Annotated in this window: 16 protein-coding genes; 6 read left to right on the top strand and 10 right to left on the bottom strand. The window is 43.6% G+C overall.

Annotation, left to right across the window (positions count from 1 at the left end):
* Positions 1-333: 333 nt before the first annotated feature.
* Complete coding sequence (locus HEQ19_08015; GenBank protein ID WYL99485.1) at positions 334-441, bottom strand: photosystem II reaction center protein T; 108 nt, start codon at positions 439-441, stop codon at positions 334-336.
* Between the two features lie 87 nt (positions 442-528).
* A complete protein-coding gene (psbB, locus tag HEQ19_08010; protein ID WYL99484.1) occupies positions 529-2055 on the bottom strand; it encodes a photosystem II chlorophyll-binding protein CP47 in 1527 nt (508 codons plus the stop codon).
* Between the two features lie 508 nt (positions 2056-2563).
* On the opposite strand from psbB, the gene HEQ19_08005 reads away from it, so the two are divergent.
* Positions 2564-2716: a hypothetical protein gene (locus HEQ19_08005; protein ID WYL99483.1), complete on the top strand. Its 153-nt coding sequence runs from the start codon at positions 2564-2566 to the stop codon at positions 2714-2716.
* On the opposite strand, the gene HEQ19_08000 is transcribed toward HEQ19_08005, so the two are convergent.
* Complete coding sequence (locus HEQ19_08000) at positions 2704-2850, bottom strand: hypothetical protein (GenBank protein ID WYL99482.1); 147 nt, start codon at positions 2848-2850, stop codon at positions 2704-2706. The genes HEQ19_08005 and HEQ19_08000 overlap by 13 nt on opposite strands.
* Positions 2817-3140: a hypothetical protein gene (locus HEQ19_07995; GenBank protein WYL99481.1), complete on the bottom strand. Its 324-nt coding sequence runs from the start codon at positions 3138-3140 to the stop codon at positions 2817-2819. The genes HEQ19_08000 and HEQ19_07995 overlap by 34 nt, the downstream gene beginning before the upstream one ends.
* Before the next feature lie 255 nt (positions 3141-3395).
* On the opposite strand from HEQ19_07995, the gene HEQ19_07990 reads away from it, so the two are divergent.
* The 3 genes from HEQ19_07990 to HEQ19_07980 all read left to right on the top strand — a co-directional run bounded on the left by HEQ19_07990 (position 3396) and on the right by HEQ19_07980 (position 7799).
* On the top strand, positions 3396-5045 hold the full coding sequence (locus tag HEQ19_07990) for an ABC transporter substrate-binding protein (protein WYL99480.1): 1650 nt from the start codon (positions 3396-3398) through the stop codon (positions 5043-5045).
* Between the two features lie 530 nt (positions 5046-5575).
* Positions 5576-6601 (top strand): ABC transporter permease, encoded by a 1026-nt coding sequence (locus tag HEQ19_07985; protein WYL99479.1) that lies wholly within the window; start codon positions 5576-5578, stop codon positions 6599-6601.
* A 1000-nt stretch (positions 6602-7601) separates the two neighbouring features.
* Positions 7602-7799 (top strand): DUF2811 domain-containing protein, encoded by a 198-nt coding sequence (locus HEQ19_07980; GenBank protein ID WYL99478.1) that lies wholly within the window; start codon positions 7602-7604, stop codon positions 7797-7799.
* A gap of 15 nt (positions 7800-7814) precedes the next feature.
* Here HEQ19_07980 and HEQ19_07975 read toward each other — a convergent pair whose 3' ends face one another.
* Complete coding sequence (locus HEQ19_07975) at positions 7815-9122, bottom strand: transposase (GenBank protein WYM03302.1); 1308 nt, start codon at positions 9120-9122, stop codon at positions 7815-7817.
* 108 nt (positions 9123-9230) lie between these two features.
* Here HEQ19_07975 and tnpA point away from each other — a divergent pair, with 108 nt between their 5' ends.
* Positions 9231-9632 carry an IS200/IS605 family transposase gene (gene tnpA, locus HEQ19_07970; protein WYL99477.1) on the top strand — a complete coding sequence of 134 codons (402 nt, stop codon included), beginning with the start codon at positions 9231-9233 and terminating at the stop codon, positions 9630-9632.
* A gap of 863 nt (positions 9633-10495) precedes the next feature.
* On the opposite strand, the gene HEQ19_07965 is transcribed toward tnpA, so the two are convergent.
* Positions 10496-11215 (bottom strand): response regulator transcription factor, encoded by a 720-nt coding sequence (locus HEQ19_07965; protein WYL99476.1) that lies wholly within the window; start codon positions 11213-11215, stop codon positions 10496-10498.
* A 686-nt stretch (positions 11216-11901) separates the two neighbouring features.
* On the opposite strand from HEQ19_07965, the gene HEQ19_07960 reads away from it, so the two are divergent.
* Positions 11902-12525 carry a CPP1-like family protein gene (locus HEQ19_07960; GenBank protein WYL99475.1) on the top strand — a complete coding sequence of 208 codons (624 nt, stop codon included), beginning with the start codon at positions 11902-11904 and terminating at the stop codon, positions 12523-12525.
* Between the two features lie 95 nt (positions 12526-12620).
* On the opposite strand, the gene HEQ19_07955 is transcribed toward HEQ19_07960, so the two are convergent.
* The 4 genes from HEQ19_07955 to HEQ19_07940 all read right to left on the bottom strand — a co-directional run bounded on the left by HEQ19_07955 (position 12621) and on the right by HEQ19_07940 (position 15758).
* Positions 12621-13322 carry an HAD family hydrolase gene (locus tag HEQ19_07955; GenBank protein WYL99474.1) on the bottom strand — a complete coding sequence of 234 codons (702 nt, stop codon included), beginning with the start codon at positions 13320-13322 and terminating at the stop codon, positions 12621-12623.
* Positions 13323-13584: 262 nt separating this feature from the next.
* Positions 13585-14670: an RNA-guided endonuclease TnpB family protein gene (locus HEQ19_07950; GenBank protein WYL99473.1), complete on the bottom strand. Its 1086-nt coding sequence runs from the start codon at positions 14668-14670 to the stop codon at positions 13585-13587.
* 127 nt (positions 14671-14797) lie between these two features.
* On the bottom strand, positions 14798-15019 hold the full coding sequence (locus tag HEQ19_07945; protein WYL99472.1) for a hypothetical protein: 222 nt from the start codon (positions 15017-15019) through the stop codon (positions 14798-14800).
* Between the two features lie 34 nt (positions 15020-15053).
* Complete coding sequence (locus HEQ19_07940; GenBank protein ID WYL99471.1) at positions 15054-15758, bottom strand: SDR family oxidoreductase; 705 nt, start codon at positions 15756-15758, stop codon at positions 15054-15056.
* Positions 15759-15834: the final 76 nt, after the last annotated feature.

The raw sequence follows: 15834 nt of genomic DNA, 5'->3' as shown, positions 1-15834 counted from the left end.
TGAAACTTGGCTCTCTTAGAGCTACAGACTACACCTCTTTTGCTTAGTGTGGGTAGTTGACATTTTTCTCAATCACCTTACCCCGCTTCTAGCTTACACCAAAGTCTCCCTTTTTCTCTCGCCTCATTGGGGAGTTGTGGATAATCTATTTTTCTAGTGTTCGTAGTTGGGCTTTAGGGCTTGACAATCAAAGGCGCTCAAGCGCAACTACGAACCAAGTATATTTATGAGATAAACCGATTTAGCGCTACTTTAAACGTGAATATCCGCTGCTACAAGGGGATAACAGCGGATATAAGCTTAATATGACGTTAAAAGTCTGGGAATAGGAATCTATTTGTCTTTCTTCGTCTCAATGCGGGGAGGTTCACGAAATGCGATCGCAAAAAACAGTACCCCGATTCCTAGGGTCAAAATCAAAATGTAGGCAACGCTTTCCATATCAAATGTTCCTCTGCCATTAATTAAAGTGGTGAGTGGTGAGTGCTGAGTTAGAGAAAACTCGTTACTTATAACTCAGCACTGAATTTAAGCTTCCTTACGGCGGGTTGACTTATCACCCACTTTCTGGAACAGACCCCATTCCACTTGCTCTTCTAGATCTGCTTCTACACCGGCGAATACGTCTCGGTAGATTGTCCGAGCGCCGTGCCAAATGTGACCAAAGAAGAACAGCAGTGCAAATACAGCGTGTCCAAAGGTAAACCAACCTCTGGGAGAGGTGCGGAATACACCATCAGAATTCAAGGTTTCCCGGTCAAATTCAAATATTTCACCGCCTTGAGCCTTACGGGCATACTTCTTAACTTCGGCAGGATTTGTAAAGGTTTGACCATTCAAATCGCCACCATAGAAGCTGACAGTAACGCCAGATTGTTCAAAGCTATACTTAGATTCTGCCCGACGGAAAGGAATGTCAGCGCGGATCACTCCATCTTTGTCGGTCAGGATGACTGGGAAGGTTTCAAAGAAGTTGGGTAGACGACGAACCGACAACTCCCTTCCTTCAGAATCCTTGAATACGGCGTGACCTTGCCAAGATTGGGCAATACCATCACCTTTGACCATTGGGCCTGTGCGGAATAAACCACCTTTAGCGGGGCTATTACCAACGTAATCGTAGAAAGCGAGTTTCTCAGGAATCTGTGACCAAGCTTCCGAAAGAGTTGCGCCATTAGCTAGGCTAGTTTGCACGCGGCGGTCAATTTCTTGGTGGAAGTAGCCTTGATCCCATTGATAACGGGTAGGGCCAAACAGTTCAATTGGGGTGGTGGCGTTACCGTACCACATCGTTCCAGCTACCACGAAAGCCGCGAAGAATACCGCTGCAATACTGCTAGAGAGTACGGTTTCAATGTTCCCCATCCGTAGGGCTTTGTAGAGCCGTTCGGGGGGTCTGACTGTCAGGTGGAATAAGCCTGCGATAATGCCGACGATACCAGCAGCAATGTGGTGAGCGACAATACCACCAGGATTAAAGGGGTTAAAGCCATCTGGACCCCATTCTGGTGCTACTGGCTGGATGCTACCAGTGACTCCGTAGGGATCAGAAATCCACATTCCCGGACCAAATAGTCCGGTGAGGTGAAAAGCACCGAAGCCAAAACAGAGTAAACCGGATAAAAATAGGTGAATGCCAAACATCTTTGGCAAGTCTAGAGCAGGTTCACCAGTGCGAGGATCTCTAAAGAGTTCCAAATCCCAGTAAACCCAGTGCCAAACCGCAGCTAAGAACAACAGACCAGAAAGCACAATGTGAGCAGCCGCAACACCTTCAAATGACCAGAATCCAGGATCGGTTGCAGGTCCGCCTGTAACGCTCCAACCACCCCAAGATTGAGTGACTCCTAAGCGTGACATGAAGGGTAGCACGAACATTCCTTGACGCCACATCGGGTTGAGAACCGGATCACTGGGGTCATAAATGGCTAGTTCGTACAATGCCATCGAACCAGCCCAGCCTGCTACTAGGGCGGTGTGCATCAAGTGTACAGAAATAAGCCGCCCTGGATCATTCAGAACGACTGTATGTACTCGGTACCAGGGTAGTCCCATTGACTACGCTCCTCCTCGATGAGTTAGTTTACAAAGCAATTTTCTTACGGAAGTCACACATTACGGTAGCCGTCTTGAGAACTTCTATCAGTTTTTCTTATTGCCAGAGTTGTGAGTCTTACCACAGCTTAGTCTGAGTAAGTCAGACCGTGCGGGTGGTTTGGCAATGCTTACACGTTTGAGGATCTTTACCCGGTAGGATAGCGATCGCTCTTGATCACTGCCGATAGGTTTTCTGAAAAACCCTTCTTCGTTCCACAGGAGCAAAGCAAACACCTAGAAGGCATTTGGGCAGTAATTTTGTGCGCGGCAATAGCCAAGCAAAAATGAGAATGTTTTAAAAAGTGTAACTATTGATGGAACGCTTTGCAAGCGTGTAAATAGATGCCATCGCGTAGCATCTCGGTGACTTTTGGCTACAAACCCCTATCTGACATTGGATTTGGGTATTTTTATTGGAGGTCGGCGGTTTATCCATCGCCTTGCGATGCACTGAGCTTGTCGAAGTGTGGGTTCTTTTGGACAGCACAACGACCGCTCAGTGACCACCGCCCGCCGACTTAGGCGATTGGGGATTGCACTTCTCTGCGAGACGCTACGCGAACGGCTCCGCTCTGTTACCAGGGATTGGGGATTGGGGATTGGGGATTATGACAAATGACAAATGACAAATGACAAATGACAAATGACCAATGACAAATGACCAATGACCAATGACCAATGACGACCCTCGACCGTACGGTTTATTTGCGCCGACCTACTTAAACTAGCAATTGAATGTTTTGCAGATGACACTTGGTTTCGGCAGTGCCCAAGCGTTCAATTACCTGTTCGGCACTCATGAGACGCTTTAATACTACTTGACCGATTGTATGATTGGCGATCGCTGGGGTTATGGGCTTGACTTCTACGGTTAAAACCGCATCTTCCACTCGATAAAGCCACAACAATTCATTCTTTTCGAGTAAACAGATATTCAGGCGCTGAATGTCTGGTTGGCGTCGCCATGCGGTAATCTGCCAAAGTCCATCACAAGCCCAGACTCTGCCAACACTCCATCCCTCAGATAGAAAGAAATATTTCACGTTCTTAGTCTCGCTGATTTGGACTCTCAATCTGCTGTTTACAATATCGCGATCGCTTCAGTCGCTGATGTATAAAGATTGCTATTTTTCCTCAAAACTATGCATTTACGCCCTACTTTCATCCTCGAATGGTGGGTGGGGACTTTGAATTGACGACAAATATGTTTATTGTAATCATAGTTGCTTGCTTTTTCGAGAAAATTAACCAACATATAGTACAATGACTGACCGCTACTCGTAATAAACGTACATTCTATGACTTGGTTTTCTTTATCGGTTAGGCAATGGGGTCGAATTACACAATTCTGCTCTTTATTCTGTCTATGTTTATTTTTAGTTTTCAGTTGTGCGCGAAGCCCACAGACAAGTACGCCATCTCCTACTGTGAATACTCCTGCGGGTGATGGTCGCATTACTATCGGGACGACGGCGAAACCCAGAACCCTAGACCCTGCGGATGCTTATGAGTTGGCGTCTTTGGGTTTGGTGTTTAATTTGAGCGATCGCCTCTACACCTACGAACCTGGAAGTACCGAAATTAAGCCCCAATTGGCGACTGCTTTACCTAAGGTCAGTCAGGATGGTTTAACTTATACTATCCCCCTCCGCCAGGGTGTGGTTTTTCATGATGATACTCCCTTCAACGCTGAAGCGATGGCGTTTAGTATCAAGCGCTTTATCGAAAATAAGGGTAAACCCTCCTTTTTACTTAGCGATACAGTAGACTCCGTAAAAGCCACGGGCGAATATGAGTTAACCATTAAGCTGAAAAAGCCTTTTGCGGCGTTTTCCTCATTGTTGGCATTTTCGGGAGTGTGTCCGGTATCACCCAAAGCCTATGAATTGGGAGCGGGGAAATTTAAGCCAGAAACATTTGTGGGAACTGGCGCCTACAAGTTAGCGCAGTATGGTACAGATTCGCTGCGATTTGACGTGTTTGACAAATATTGGGGAGAAAAACCCGCAAATAAGGGAATTAACGTCCAAATACAAACCAGTCCGGTGAATTTATTTAACGCTTTCCGCACGGGTGCTGTGGATGTAGCTTACCTGTCTTTGCTACCAGACCAAATTAAAAGCTTGGAGGAAAGCGCGAAAAAAGGGGATTGGCAAGCGATTACCGCTCAGGGTAGTGTAGTAAGTTATCTGGTATTGAACCGAAATCAAACGCCTTTGGATAAACCAGAAGTCAGAAGTGCGATCGCCTCCATAATTGACCGTCCATTATTAAATGCACGAGTTTTATTTGGTCAAGCTGATCCGCTGTACAGCATGATTCCCACAACATTTAATGTTTCCCAGCCATTATTTAAAGATAAATACGGTGATGGTAACGTTGAACAGGCTAAACAATTGTTAACTAAAGCTGGTTTTTCTAAAGAAAAGCCCGCCAAAGTCCAAATTTGGTATCCTTCTGGTTCGCCTACTCGCAGTTTAGCAGCGCAGACACTTAAATCTCTAGCCGATCAAAAGCTAGATGGTATCCTACAATTTGAAGTCAGCACTGTCGAAAGCGCTAGCTTCTTTAAAGATATCGGCAAAGGTTTATATCCAGCAGCTTTACTTGATTGGTATCCAGACTTTTTAGACCCAGATAATTATGTACAGCCATTTTTGGCTTGTCAAAAAGGGTCAGTTGCTAAGGGCTGTGAAGAAGGTGGTAGCCAAAGTCAAGGTTCGTTTTACTATAACGAAGCTATCAATAAACTAATTGATCAGCAACGCAAAGAACAAAACCCCCAAGCCCGTAAGAAAATATTTGTCGAAATTCAAACACAAGTGGCGACTGATGTACCTTATGTTCCTCTATGGCAAAATAAGGACTTTGTATTTGCTCAAAAAGGTGTGAGTAACGTCCAACTTGATCCTACACAAAATTTGGTTTACAAGCCGATTAAAAAGTAACTTGAGTGCGGAGTGCGGAGTTGGGAGTGAGGAGTTAAGAGTGAAGGGTTTTTGGCGTTGTTTGATGATCTTCCGGGGCGCAAGGCCTTGCGCCCCTACCGACAATCGTCCTCACATCGCCGATAAAATGGGGTTAGGGTACTTTGGCAAGATGTCTATTCTTTAGAACTCGAAACTCCGACCTTTGAACTCGAAACTCCGACCTTTGAACTCGAAACTCCGACCTTTGAACTCGAAACTCCGACCTTTGAACTTCAAACTCCGACCTTTGAACTTCAAACTCCGAGATTGGAACTCGAAACTCCGAGATTGGAACTCGAAACTCCGAGATTGGAACTCGAAACTCCGAGATTGGAACTCGAAACTCCGAGATCGGAACTCGAAACTCCGAGATTGGAACTCGAAACTTCGAGATCGGAACTCGAAACTTCGAGATCGGAACTCGAAACTTCGAGATCGGAACTCGAAACTCCGAGATCGGAACTCCTAACTCCGAGATCGGAACTCCTAACTCCCAACTTCTAATAAATATGTCTCGATCTAAAGCCCTGCAATATTACATAGCCTCCCGTGTGGTGCTAGCGCCATTGCAACTGTTGACGATCATCACGATTGTCTTTCTTTTATTACGAGCTACACCGGGAGATCCTGCTGATGCAATTCTGGGGGGACGTGCACCAGAAAGTGCGAAAGAACAATTACGAAAACAATTGGGTTTAGATCTTCCTGTCTGGTTACAGTATCTCAATTATTTAGGAAATATACTGCGCTTTGATTTGGGTACATCTTTAACCAGTCGCGGACAGCATGTTGGGGATATCATTGGACAATATTTCCCGGCGACTGTGGAGTTAGCAGTATGTAGTATGCTGGTAGCGCTGATTGTCGGAGTTGCGGTAGGGACGCTTTCGGCTTCTCGTCCGGGGACGGGTTTCGATATTGGGGGGCGGTTGTTTGGGATTATTACTTATGCACTTCCCATGTTTTGGGCGGGAATGTTGCTGCAATTAATATTCTCGGTACAATTAGGCTGGTTTCCCAATTCCAATCGGTTTCCTCCAAATTTGCCGGCTCCTGCGACTATCACAGGTTTGTATACGATTGATAGTTTATTAGGTGGGAATATCGGCCAGTTTTTCATATCTTTGCATCATCTTGCGCTTCCTAGTTTGACTTTAGGAATTTTGCTCAGTGGGATTTTTGAGCGGATTGTGCGGGTGAATTTAAAGCAAACTTTGCAAGCTGATTATGTGGAAGCAGCTAGAGCTAGAGGGATTGCAGAAAATAAGATTGTCGTTTCCCATGCGTTAAAAAATGCCCTAATTCCCGTAATTACAGTTTTGGGGTTAACCTTTGCTTCCTTGCTAGGAGGGGCAATTTTGACCGAGGTGACATTTTCTTGGCCTGGGTTAGCGAATCGGTTATATCAGGCGATCGCTGACCGTGATTATCCCACAGTGCAGGGTGTGTTGGTCTTTTTTGGGGCAATTGTTGTGGGGGCGAGCATTTTAATTGATATTTTAAATGCTTATGTTGACCCGCGAATTCGGTATTAAGAATCTCCACGGGGCACAATTAAAACTTAATCATCATTCCGAGGTGAGGGGTAACAGGTTCTGGTAGCGGAACCTCCCCCCCCACGAATCGACAATCTCGTTTTTTGTAATTCTTATTATTAACAGATATTTTCCTCACTCATTCCACAGAGTTTCCACAGGCATTTTCCGAGTTTTCCACAGATGCTCTACGAGGTCATAGGCTCTTGCAGTCTTACTGGGGATTTTTTACTTCCAGGGACAACAAACTTCTAGGACTGAGTTATTGTTAATAATTGTAACAGAAAACAGTCCTCGACCCTGATTATATCGTGAGGATTTATTTTTTATACCTGCCTTTTTAACATTTCGCAGCATTGACAAACCTACCCCCTCTTGCCGCACAATGGTTCGGCTTGCTGTTGTAGTCCGTTCAACCGTTGACGTCAGTAACCCAGCCCTAAAAGGACTGGGCTTGCAAGAGAAATCAAACAAGCCGTACTGACCAGACCACCCTGAGCTTAGTCGTACCACTTCGTGGAAGCAAGCTACGCGTAGCGTCCCGTAGGGAAGGGTAGCCGTTATTTGAGTCACGACACCTCGGAATGCGTAGCTAGTTAAGCGCTCTGTCGCTTGTGATTAAACAGTTCTAAGGTCACTGGAACAGTGTTGCCAGCCTAAAAAGCTCTGATAACAGGTCTAAGCTAACATTACCCCGCGAGGGAGGCTCTTTTGAGCAAAACACTATGTGTACAGGGTTGCAAGATTTTACATGGTAATTGTCCCATTGAAAGTGCATTACAAAAGCACACCGATTCAAGCAACCCCTTGGCAGTAGTGAAAACTGTAAAGCCGTCCTATAAGGACGGGGTTTCACACCCATTTTTCTGATGAATTGTCTAAAAATACCTCAAATGTTGACGTAGATTGTCGGGTAGACGAAAAATTTTGTGTGCTGCCCTAAACTGTCTCACTGCAAGCAATTAGTCCCTCTTGATTGACCTCAGAGGAGGAAAATCTCATGAATACAACTGTGAACATTTTTACAGAAATCCCCGAAATACTTCACGAATCGCTGCAAACCTACTTAGAAACCCATCCCGATTGGGATCAAAGCCGAGTATTGACGGCAGCCCTGTCGCTGTTTTTGCTGCAAAATGGAGATAGCGATCGCCGTGCTGCCCGTGTCTATCTGGAAACTTTGTTCCACCATAGCTAAGTAGTGTTGACACTCTCAGCCCTGAAGGGACTGAGATTCTGCCGACAGAGTAAACTTAGGTAGTACCCAAAGTCTAATTCTCGCTACGCTCGTCAAACAGCGTCTACCCAGTAAGCCTAAGTCTATGCTTAGATTGCTGGCTACTTTTTTTAGTATATTTGCTGCACCGTTTAGGTCAGCATTAACAATTGAACCATTTGCGGTTCGGTACAATCCACGTTCAACACGCTTACCTGACGCTTTCCACCCAACTGGTTTTTGACCATAAACGGGCAGGGAGTCTCCATCTAAGTAACTTGCTTTTGACGTGTAGGATTCTTCTGTTTGGTGGTATCTAATTCCGTGTAAATCACATAGTTGTTCCAATCGGTCTTTAAGTTTGCCCAAGGGCATTTGAACAAATTTTTGATTGTTCAATCTTCCCATATTTGTATTGGACTTAAAACCATCGTTCCAGCCGATTACTAATGTCCCAACGCCATATTTTAAGCAATGGTTAATAATCAATTTTGCAGCTTTGTTTATCCCATCACGCATTTGATGGTTACGTTTACGGGTTACGCGGTCTAACCAATTGTCCCAATAAGCTTCTGGCTGATTTTCTTTACGGGTAGATACTCTTTTGTTCCATAACTGATTCATCGCCTTCATCGCCCGAGCATCAATCAGCAACGAATTACCTAAAGTATCAACACAAGCGGCTAAATTGTCAGCAGTCCCTAGGTCAATAGATAGTGCCTGATTAATGTCTAGGTCATGTTCTTTTTTTTCGACTTCATAAGACATTTCCAGGTAAAATGCGCCATTTTTCGGGAGAATTGTAAATTCTTTAACCTGGGAATAGTCAATATTTGAAGGCATTGGTAAGAAAAACTCGCTCAAACCAAACCATCTTTTAACAGTTAAACCTAAGGAAAATCTAAGTTGACCATTAATTAGTATTGGTTTTTGTCCTCCTGAGTTTGGATAAGCAACTTTGAACAGTTTAGAACCTGTTAAGTAACTGGGTGCTTTTGGTTGAAAATGCAATTGACCTTTCAGGAACAAAGACCGCAATTCTTTAAAAGACTTGAAAGCTTCTACCACAGACATTAAAGTTTGCTGCATTGGTGTTGATGGCAAAGATTGAGCAACCAAGGTTTTAGAAACTGATGGCTCAAATGCTAAATCAAATTTCCCGGTTAACAACTTTCCAGTTTTAAAAAATGTTTGACGGGCAAAATATACACCATTATTATAGAGTTTACCCGACTGTTGACAAAGGTATTCTAATAACACCTTGGTTTCATCATCTGGAGACAACAATACTTGTTGAACTCCCATTGTTTTCTTGGTTTTAGCCACCAGACCTGCCGGTGTTTTGTTGACTTCTCTATAGTAATCGACTACTCTAGAATTGTCAACAGAACTAGAGAAAACAACAAAACTATTATGTTAACCCAAGAAGATTACAAAACCCATAACCATGTCAAATTCTTGGTAAACTACCATTTTGTATGGATACCAAAGAGAAGAAAAAAAGTTTTAACTGGTGAGATAGCGACAAGAACCAGACAAATTTTTGCCGAACTAGCCATAGAAAAAGGTTGGGATATTTTAGCTCTAGAGATAGCGTCAGACCATATACACTTATTCATTAGCGTTAAACCTACTGACACGCCACATCTAGTTATTAAGGCGTTTAAGGGGCGTTCAAGCTTTTATCTACGTAAAGAGTTCCCCCAATTAAAAAAACTACCGTCACTCTGGACAAGTAGTTATTTTGTCAGTACGGCAGGCAATATTAGCAGTGAGTCGGTGAGACGATATATTGAAGACCCTCACCACGGATAATATAGAGAAGACCACTGCGATTAAAATCGCTCGTGTCGCTTCCCACGAGCGGGCTTTAGCCACTGAGTTTCCCGCATCCCGCGAGGTCTTATGAGCAAGTGAAAATTGCTGAGGAAGGAGTTCAAAACTTGAATATGTGGACTTAAAACCCATATTCTCTTAACTGGGAAAATATGGATTGGTATTTCGCCCATCCAATTTTCTCGCCAAATCTTGAGCCTTGTCTTTTGTTCAAGTTTTGGGATATGGGTTTTGGGAAAAGCCAAATTTTGGAAATGCAGAATTAATATGTTATACCAAGTTGCGTATCTAACTGTAATTATCAATTAGGGAAAATTAGTTTGTAGTGGCGCGAAAGCGCTACTAATATCCAAAACCCGAATTACAGTTTTGAACGCAAATTGGTATTAAAGCTGATACCGTTCATAGAAATCTGGACAAAGCTACCCAAGGATAGACAATACTAGACAACTACGTTTGTAATCAAAGTCCAAAGTCCTCAAACTACAGGGATAAACGGCAATCCCTCTATCCCCTCAAACAAATTGGGGATTACAATTCTTGCTGGATTAAGCCTATGGATTCAACTGTTGAAGTTGTCTTGGCTAAAAAATAGATAAAGTACTGCAAAACATCCGATTTGACGGCGGCTTTGCCTAGTCTCAGAATATCAGAATACGGTTAGCCTGAGCAAATACTCCCCATTTTTGTCCAGTAATGTCTACATGTGGGTAGTAATTAAGTTACAGTTCCTCACCCATGATGATAAATCATGGGGTGGCTCTCCTATTGTTCGGTCAAAAGTCAAGAGTTAAAAAAACTCTGGACTATAGACCTGAACTATGGACTATTAACTTATGAGTTCAGGAACTAGTTTCCAATTGTGGAGAATGAACAGGACATTCAAACTTATATCCGACGCCACGGACAGTCTGAATTAAAGCAGGTTGGCTAGCATCGATTTCAATCTTCTTGCGAATTTGACCGATATGCACGTCTACAACCCGTTGGTCGCCTACATATTCATAGTCCCATACTTCTTGGATCAGTTCTGCTCGCCGCCAAACTCGACCTGGATGACTGGCTAAAAAATGTAACAAGTCAAATTCCAATGCGGTTAAGGGTACTGGTAGGTTGTTAAGCGCCACCTCCCGTCGCACAGGATCAATCATCAGTTTTTCAAATACTAACCGTTTTTGTTCGGCAGTAGTTACAATCCGCTGACGCCTTAAAATAGCTGCTACTCTGACTTCTAGCTCTCCCAATCCAAATGGTTTGGTGAGGTAGTCATCAGCACCTTTAGCAAAGCCGCGAATTTTATCAGCTTCGTCTCCACGGCTAGTCAGCATAAGCACAAAAACACCATTACGACTTTGCATCTCTTGGCAGAGGTTAAACCCAATGACATCTGGTAAATTCACGTCTAGAATCACCAAATCAGGGTTAAACTGCTCAAATAGAGCTAAGGCTGTCTTACCATCTTCGGCAGCCTCTACCTGATAGTTCTGTTTAATCAAAAAGCGTTGGATTAAGTTCCGAACTGCAGGGTCGTCATCAACTACAAGAATCTTGGCAGGAGCCATGACCATCACTTTACACAAAAATTCATAGGATTAACAGGAAGATTGCGTGAAAACGCAGTTACCACTTTGGGAAGTAATTAACAATCTACTAGACTAAGGAGTGTATTTCCTGATTATCCAAATGATAGCTTAATCAAGATTCTGGACAATTAAACCGGAATATTCTGGTAGTCAGCCCCATCTTCAAGTGCAGGTATTTTCAGTGTTAACTTTATGTCCAGTAAGCAAATATTCTGGCCTTAGCTGTAGATAATGAGTAACTTATAGCACTTTCTCAACCCAATTAAGTGGTAACTTGAATCGTTTCAATTTTAAATCGATATCTGGATCTATACCACTAATTATTGTGAGATTCATTGCTCAACACTCCATCAAGGTAAGGTAAATTGCCACATCTTCAGCAGAGAAGTTAATTTTTTCATAAAAAATGTGTTTTAGGTATCCCTAGTTCAAATTCTAGAGTAGAGCCAGAATAGGTCAACGACATGAGGGGATACACGGAGTTATGACAATATGTTAAAGTGACTATAGTTAAATTTCCCAACTCAATCAAACTAACCCGTGCTACCATCCTGGTAGGGCATAAAAATCGATCGATATATTTGGTTTCGATCAAAAATAAAACCTAAAGTTGTTTTTCGTCAACATAAAGACTGCCCCTGACTGAGGCTGAAGTATAAACTCCCATGAGCGATCAACATCCCTACGACAAACTTGGGGTATCTGAAGATGCTAGTTTTGATGAGATTCAGGATGCTCGTAATCGCCTATTGGAGCAATACAATGGCGATGCCAAGCGTCTGGAACTAATTGAAGCGGCTTATGATGCCATTTTAATGGAGCGGTTGCGGATGCGGCAAGAAGGTAAAATCAAAGTACCTGAGCGCATTAGGTTTCCTGAGTTACGAATTCAATCACCTCCAAAAGAAAGTTCTTTCCCTCGTCAGCAGTCGCCAGCATGGCTGCAACGAATGATCGATCAGCCTACGCTACCAGATGTGCTGTTACCTGGAGCTTGGTATCTAGGTTTAAGCGCCATAAGTATATTTTACCCAGTTGCGGGCGATCAGGTCTTGCAGCTGGCTTTGGTGGTTGGGGTAGGAATCAGTATTTACTTTCTCAATCGCAAGGAAGGTAAGTTTGGCCGCGCAGTATTGTTTACCCTCGTAGGGCTAATAATTGGCTTGATGGTGGGTGGACTAGTTGCTAGCCCGCTGTTACCCCTACCATTGATTACTCTGACGGGGAATCAGTTTTCTACGGTGTTGACGTTTATTTTGTTATGGTTAATTAGCAGCTTTCTACGGTGATACCCTCCCACACCAAATTAAAGATTATGGTGTGGGCTGACAATAATTAATTTTTAGCTGTTGTGGTGACTCCGTTCTGGGATTTGGGCGATTGACTAGTCATTTTGGCTAGTTGTTTGCCCAGCAATAATTAGATTTACAGCATAACTCAAATCCTGAACTATTAAGTCGGGGTGGTAAAGTGCCAATTGGGCGCGATCGCGGATACCAGACTCTACAGCCATCACCTTAATAGCGTGTTTTTTAGCAGCAGTAATATCGGCTTCAGTATCCCCTACCATCCAGGTATCAGCAGCGGGGGGTAATTCTTCTAAAGCCCGTGACATCAACAAAGGTTTATCTTCGATGTCGCGGGTTTTCACATAGTCGTTACTGAGGCAATAACGGCGATTTTCCGGGAAAAATTTACCTAAATCGTATTTTTTAAAGGCATAGTCTAGTTCCCGAACCCGACGCATGGTCATAACTGCCAAATCGATACCAGCTTGTTGAATTTTTAACAATGCTTCCACAGCACCGGGGATGAGGCTGTCATACTGAAAGTAAGGTTCCGTATGCACTGTTTGTCGCCGCAACTGGGTAAATTCTTGTGCTTGCACTTCATCGAGTCCAGAACTGAGGGCGATTTGTTTTTCGGGAATCCGCGATCGCTTGAGTTGCCAAAATTCGGGTTTAGACAGTTCTTGGACTGCTTGGCCTGGGTGTCGGGTTTTCTCCAGGCATAATTGATAAACACGATAGTAGCGTTCAGAAACATCAACAATCGGACCGTCGAAGTCTGTAATTAATCTTAGCATCGGCGGAAAATTTTAATTTTTATGAAGATTATCGCAGATGTGTGGCAATTGTGGAGTATTCAATGCCCTGTCCCATTGATTTTGATCGGACAGACCACTACGGCGTGTTTTCCGTTACATAAGACCTATTCATAACTACTCACAAATAGACAAATCTACTCATGTTATGTAGTTTGATGCTTACTTCCTGATACCCTGCGGGAACGCTAAGAGCGAACATTCTGGCAACGTCGGCGTTAACCAGTCCACAGGCTAAAACTGTCTAACTGACAGCTTGACTCAAATTGATTGCTGCGTTTAAATCTCGGTCAATCATCAAGCCGCAGTTACCGCATTCAAACACTCGCTCATTCAAGGTGAGTGTTTCTTTTTTGCTTCCACAATGAGAGCAGGTTTTGCTGGATGGGAACCATCGGTCAACCACTACAAGCTTTGAACCATATAACTCACACTTGTAGGTCAATTGACGGCGAAACTCATAAAATCCCATATCCGCAATAGATTTAGCTAGCTTATGGTTAGCCATCATACCGGACACATTGAGGTCTTCAATCACTACTATGCCGTGGTTCTTAGCAAGTAATGTTGTGAGTTTGTGCAACGTATCTTTTCTGATGTTGGCAATCTTTCTATGCAGTCTAGCAATCTTTATCTGTGCTTTCTTCCAGTTAGCTGAACCGATGATTTTATGACGATTCAACCATTGCATTCTTGACAGCTTGGCTGCATATTTCTTGTAGGATTTGGCTCCTAAAAAAACTTCACCAGTGGAGAGTATAGCCAGTGCCTTAACACCAAGGTCAACGCCGACAATACTCCTGTTGCCTAAATCCTGTTGTTCTACATCAAATCTGAAACTGATCAACCATCTGTCGGCTTGACGAGATATTGTACAAGATTTAGTTAATACTTGTGGTAGGCGCTCATAGGTCTTGAGGACACCAATCACAGGTACTTGAATCTTGTTACTACCGATAATTTTGACCGTACCTTCCAACGTGAAAGAATCACGTTTACCTTTCTTTTTGAACTTTGGCACACCAGCAGTCTTGTGAAAGCAACGCTTCCAGGCTTCGCGTAAAGCCATCAATGCTTGCTGTGGAGTGCTTTTAGAACATTCGTAATACCATTCATTTTCAGATTTTACCAATGTTACTAACCATTTATGCAAGTCAATTGCCGTCGGAAATTTGATTTTAGACTCAGGATTCGCTTTGTTGTGGTCAAGTATCTGTTTAGTTAAAGCCAATCCCCAATTCCAAGCATGACGTGCTACTCCACAATGTTTTCTCAATGCTGTGCGTTGTTGGTTATTCAACTTCAACTCAGTTTTGAAACCAACCAGCATTAAACCACCTCCTAATTACCAGCTTTTCAATTAATTGCATCAGTGTATCTTGTTGACCAACTCATTGCATCTCCCACCGAAAATGAGTAGCAATGAGTAGAGGTGAGCAGAAATTAAGTTACAGTTACTAACCCCAGTCCCCAGCGATGCACTGAGCTTGTCGAAGTGTCCCCAGTCCCCAGCGATGCACTGAGCTTGTCGAAGTGTCCTCAGTCCCCAGCGATGCACTGAGCTTGTCGAAGTGTCCCCAGTCCCCAGCGATGCACTGAGCTTGTCGAAGTGTCCCCAGTCCCCAGCGATGCACTGAGCTTGTCGAAGTTTCCCCAGTCCCCAGTCCCCAGCGATGCACTGAGCTTGTCGAAGTGTCCCCAGTCCCTATAAGACTAGAAAAACAGATGACTGTCAGGTTGAATGTTAATTTCCATTGGCACAGCTTGGGGTTCAGCAGTAAGGGCAAAGAAAATAGCATTCGCAGCGGTTTGGGGACTGAGCATTTTTTTCCGGTCTACCTTTAAGCTGACGTTATCCCAAAAAGGAGAATCTATACCACCAAAATAGAATAGTGTAAATTTAATTCCAAAGCGCTTGAGTTCTTCTGCCATGCACTTGCTGAAACCAACGACGCCAAACTTGGAAGCCGAATAAGCAGCAGCCATTGGCATTGAATGCTTACCCAGAATTCCGACTAAGTTACAGATGTGCCCGGATTTGCGCTTTTGCATCTCTTGGGCTGCAGCCTGAGTGGTGTAAAAACTGCCTTTTAAGTTAATATCTAGCATCTTGTCTAAATCAGCAGGTTCCAGGCTGTTGTAGGCTTTGAGGATACCAGCACCAGCAGCATTCACCAAAACATCAATTTGACCGAACTCGGCTACAGCTTTTTCGATCAATGTGTTTGCCTGTTGAGGGTCAGTAATATCACAAGGAACGGTCAAAACTTCCCCTGGTAACTCCAATGCCAATGTTCGTAAACGAACCGCATCCCTCGCCGCCAGTACCAATTTTGCACCTGTGGGGGCAAGTTTGCGAGTTAAGGCTGAACCAATACCGCCTGTAGCACCGACAACGACGATTACTTTATCCTGCATGGTATTATTTACATTTATTTACATATTTTAACATAATATAATAATTCGTAATTCATCAAAAGACACAAACAAAGTC

This window comes from Gloeotrichia echinulata CP02, assembly GCA_038087035.1.
In the GTDB taxonomy this organism is placed as follows: domain Bacteria; phylum Cyanobacteriota; class Cyanobacteriia; order Cyanobacteriales; family Nostocaceae; genus Gloeotrichia; species Gloeotrichia echinulata.
The sequence above is the reverse complement of the archived record's forward strand: the minus strand, read 5'-3'. Positions and strand labels throughout refer to the sequence as shown.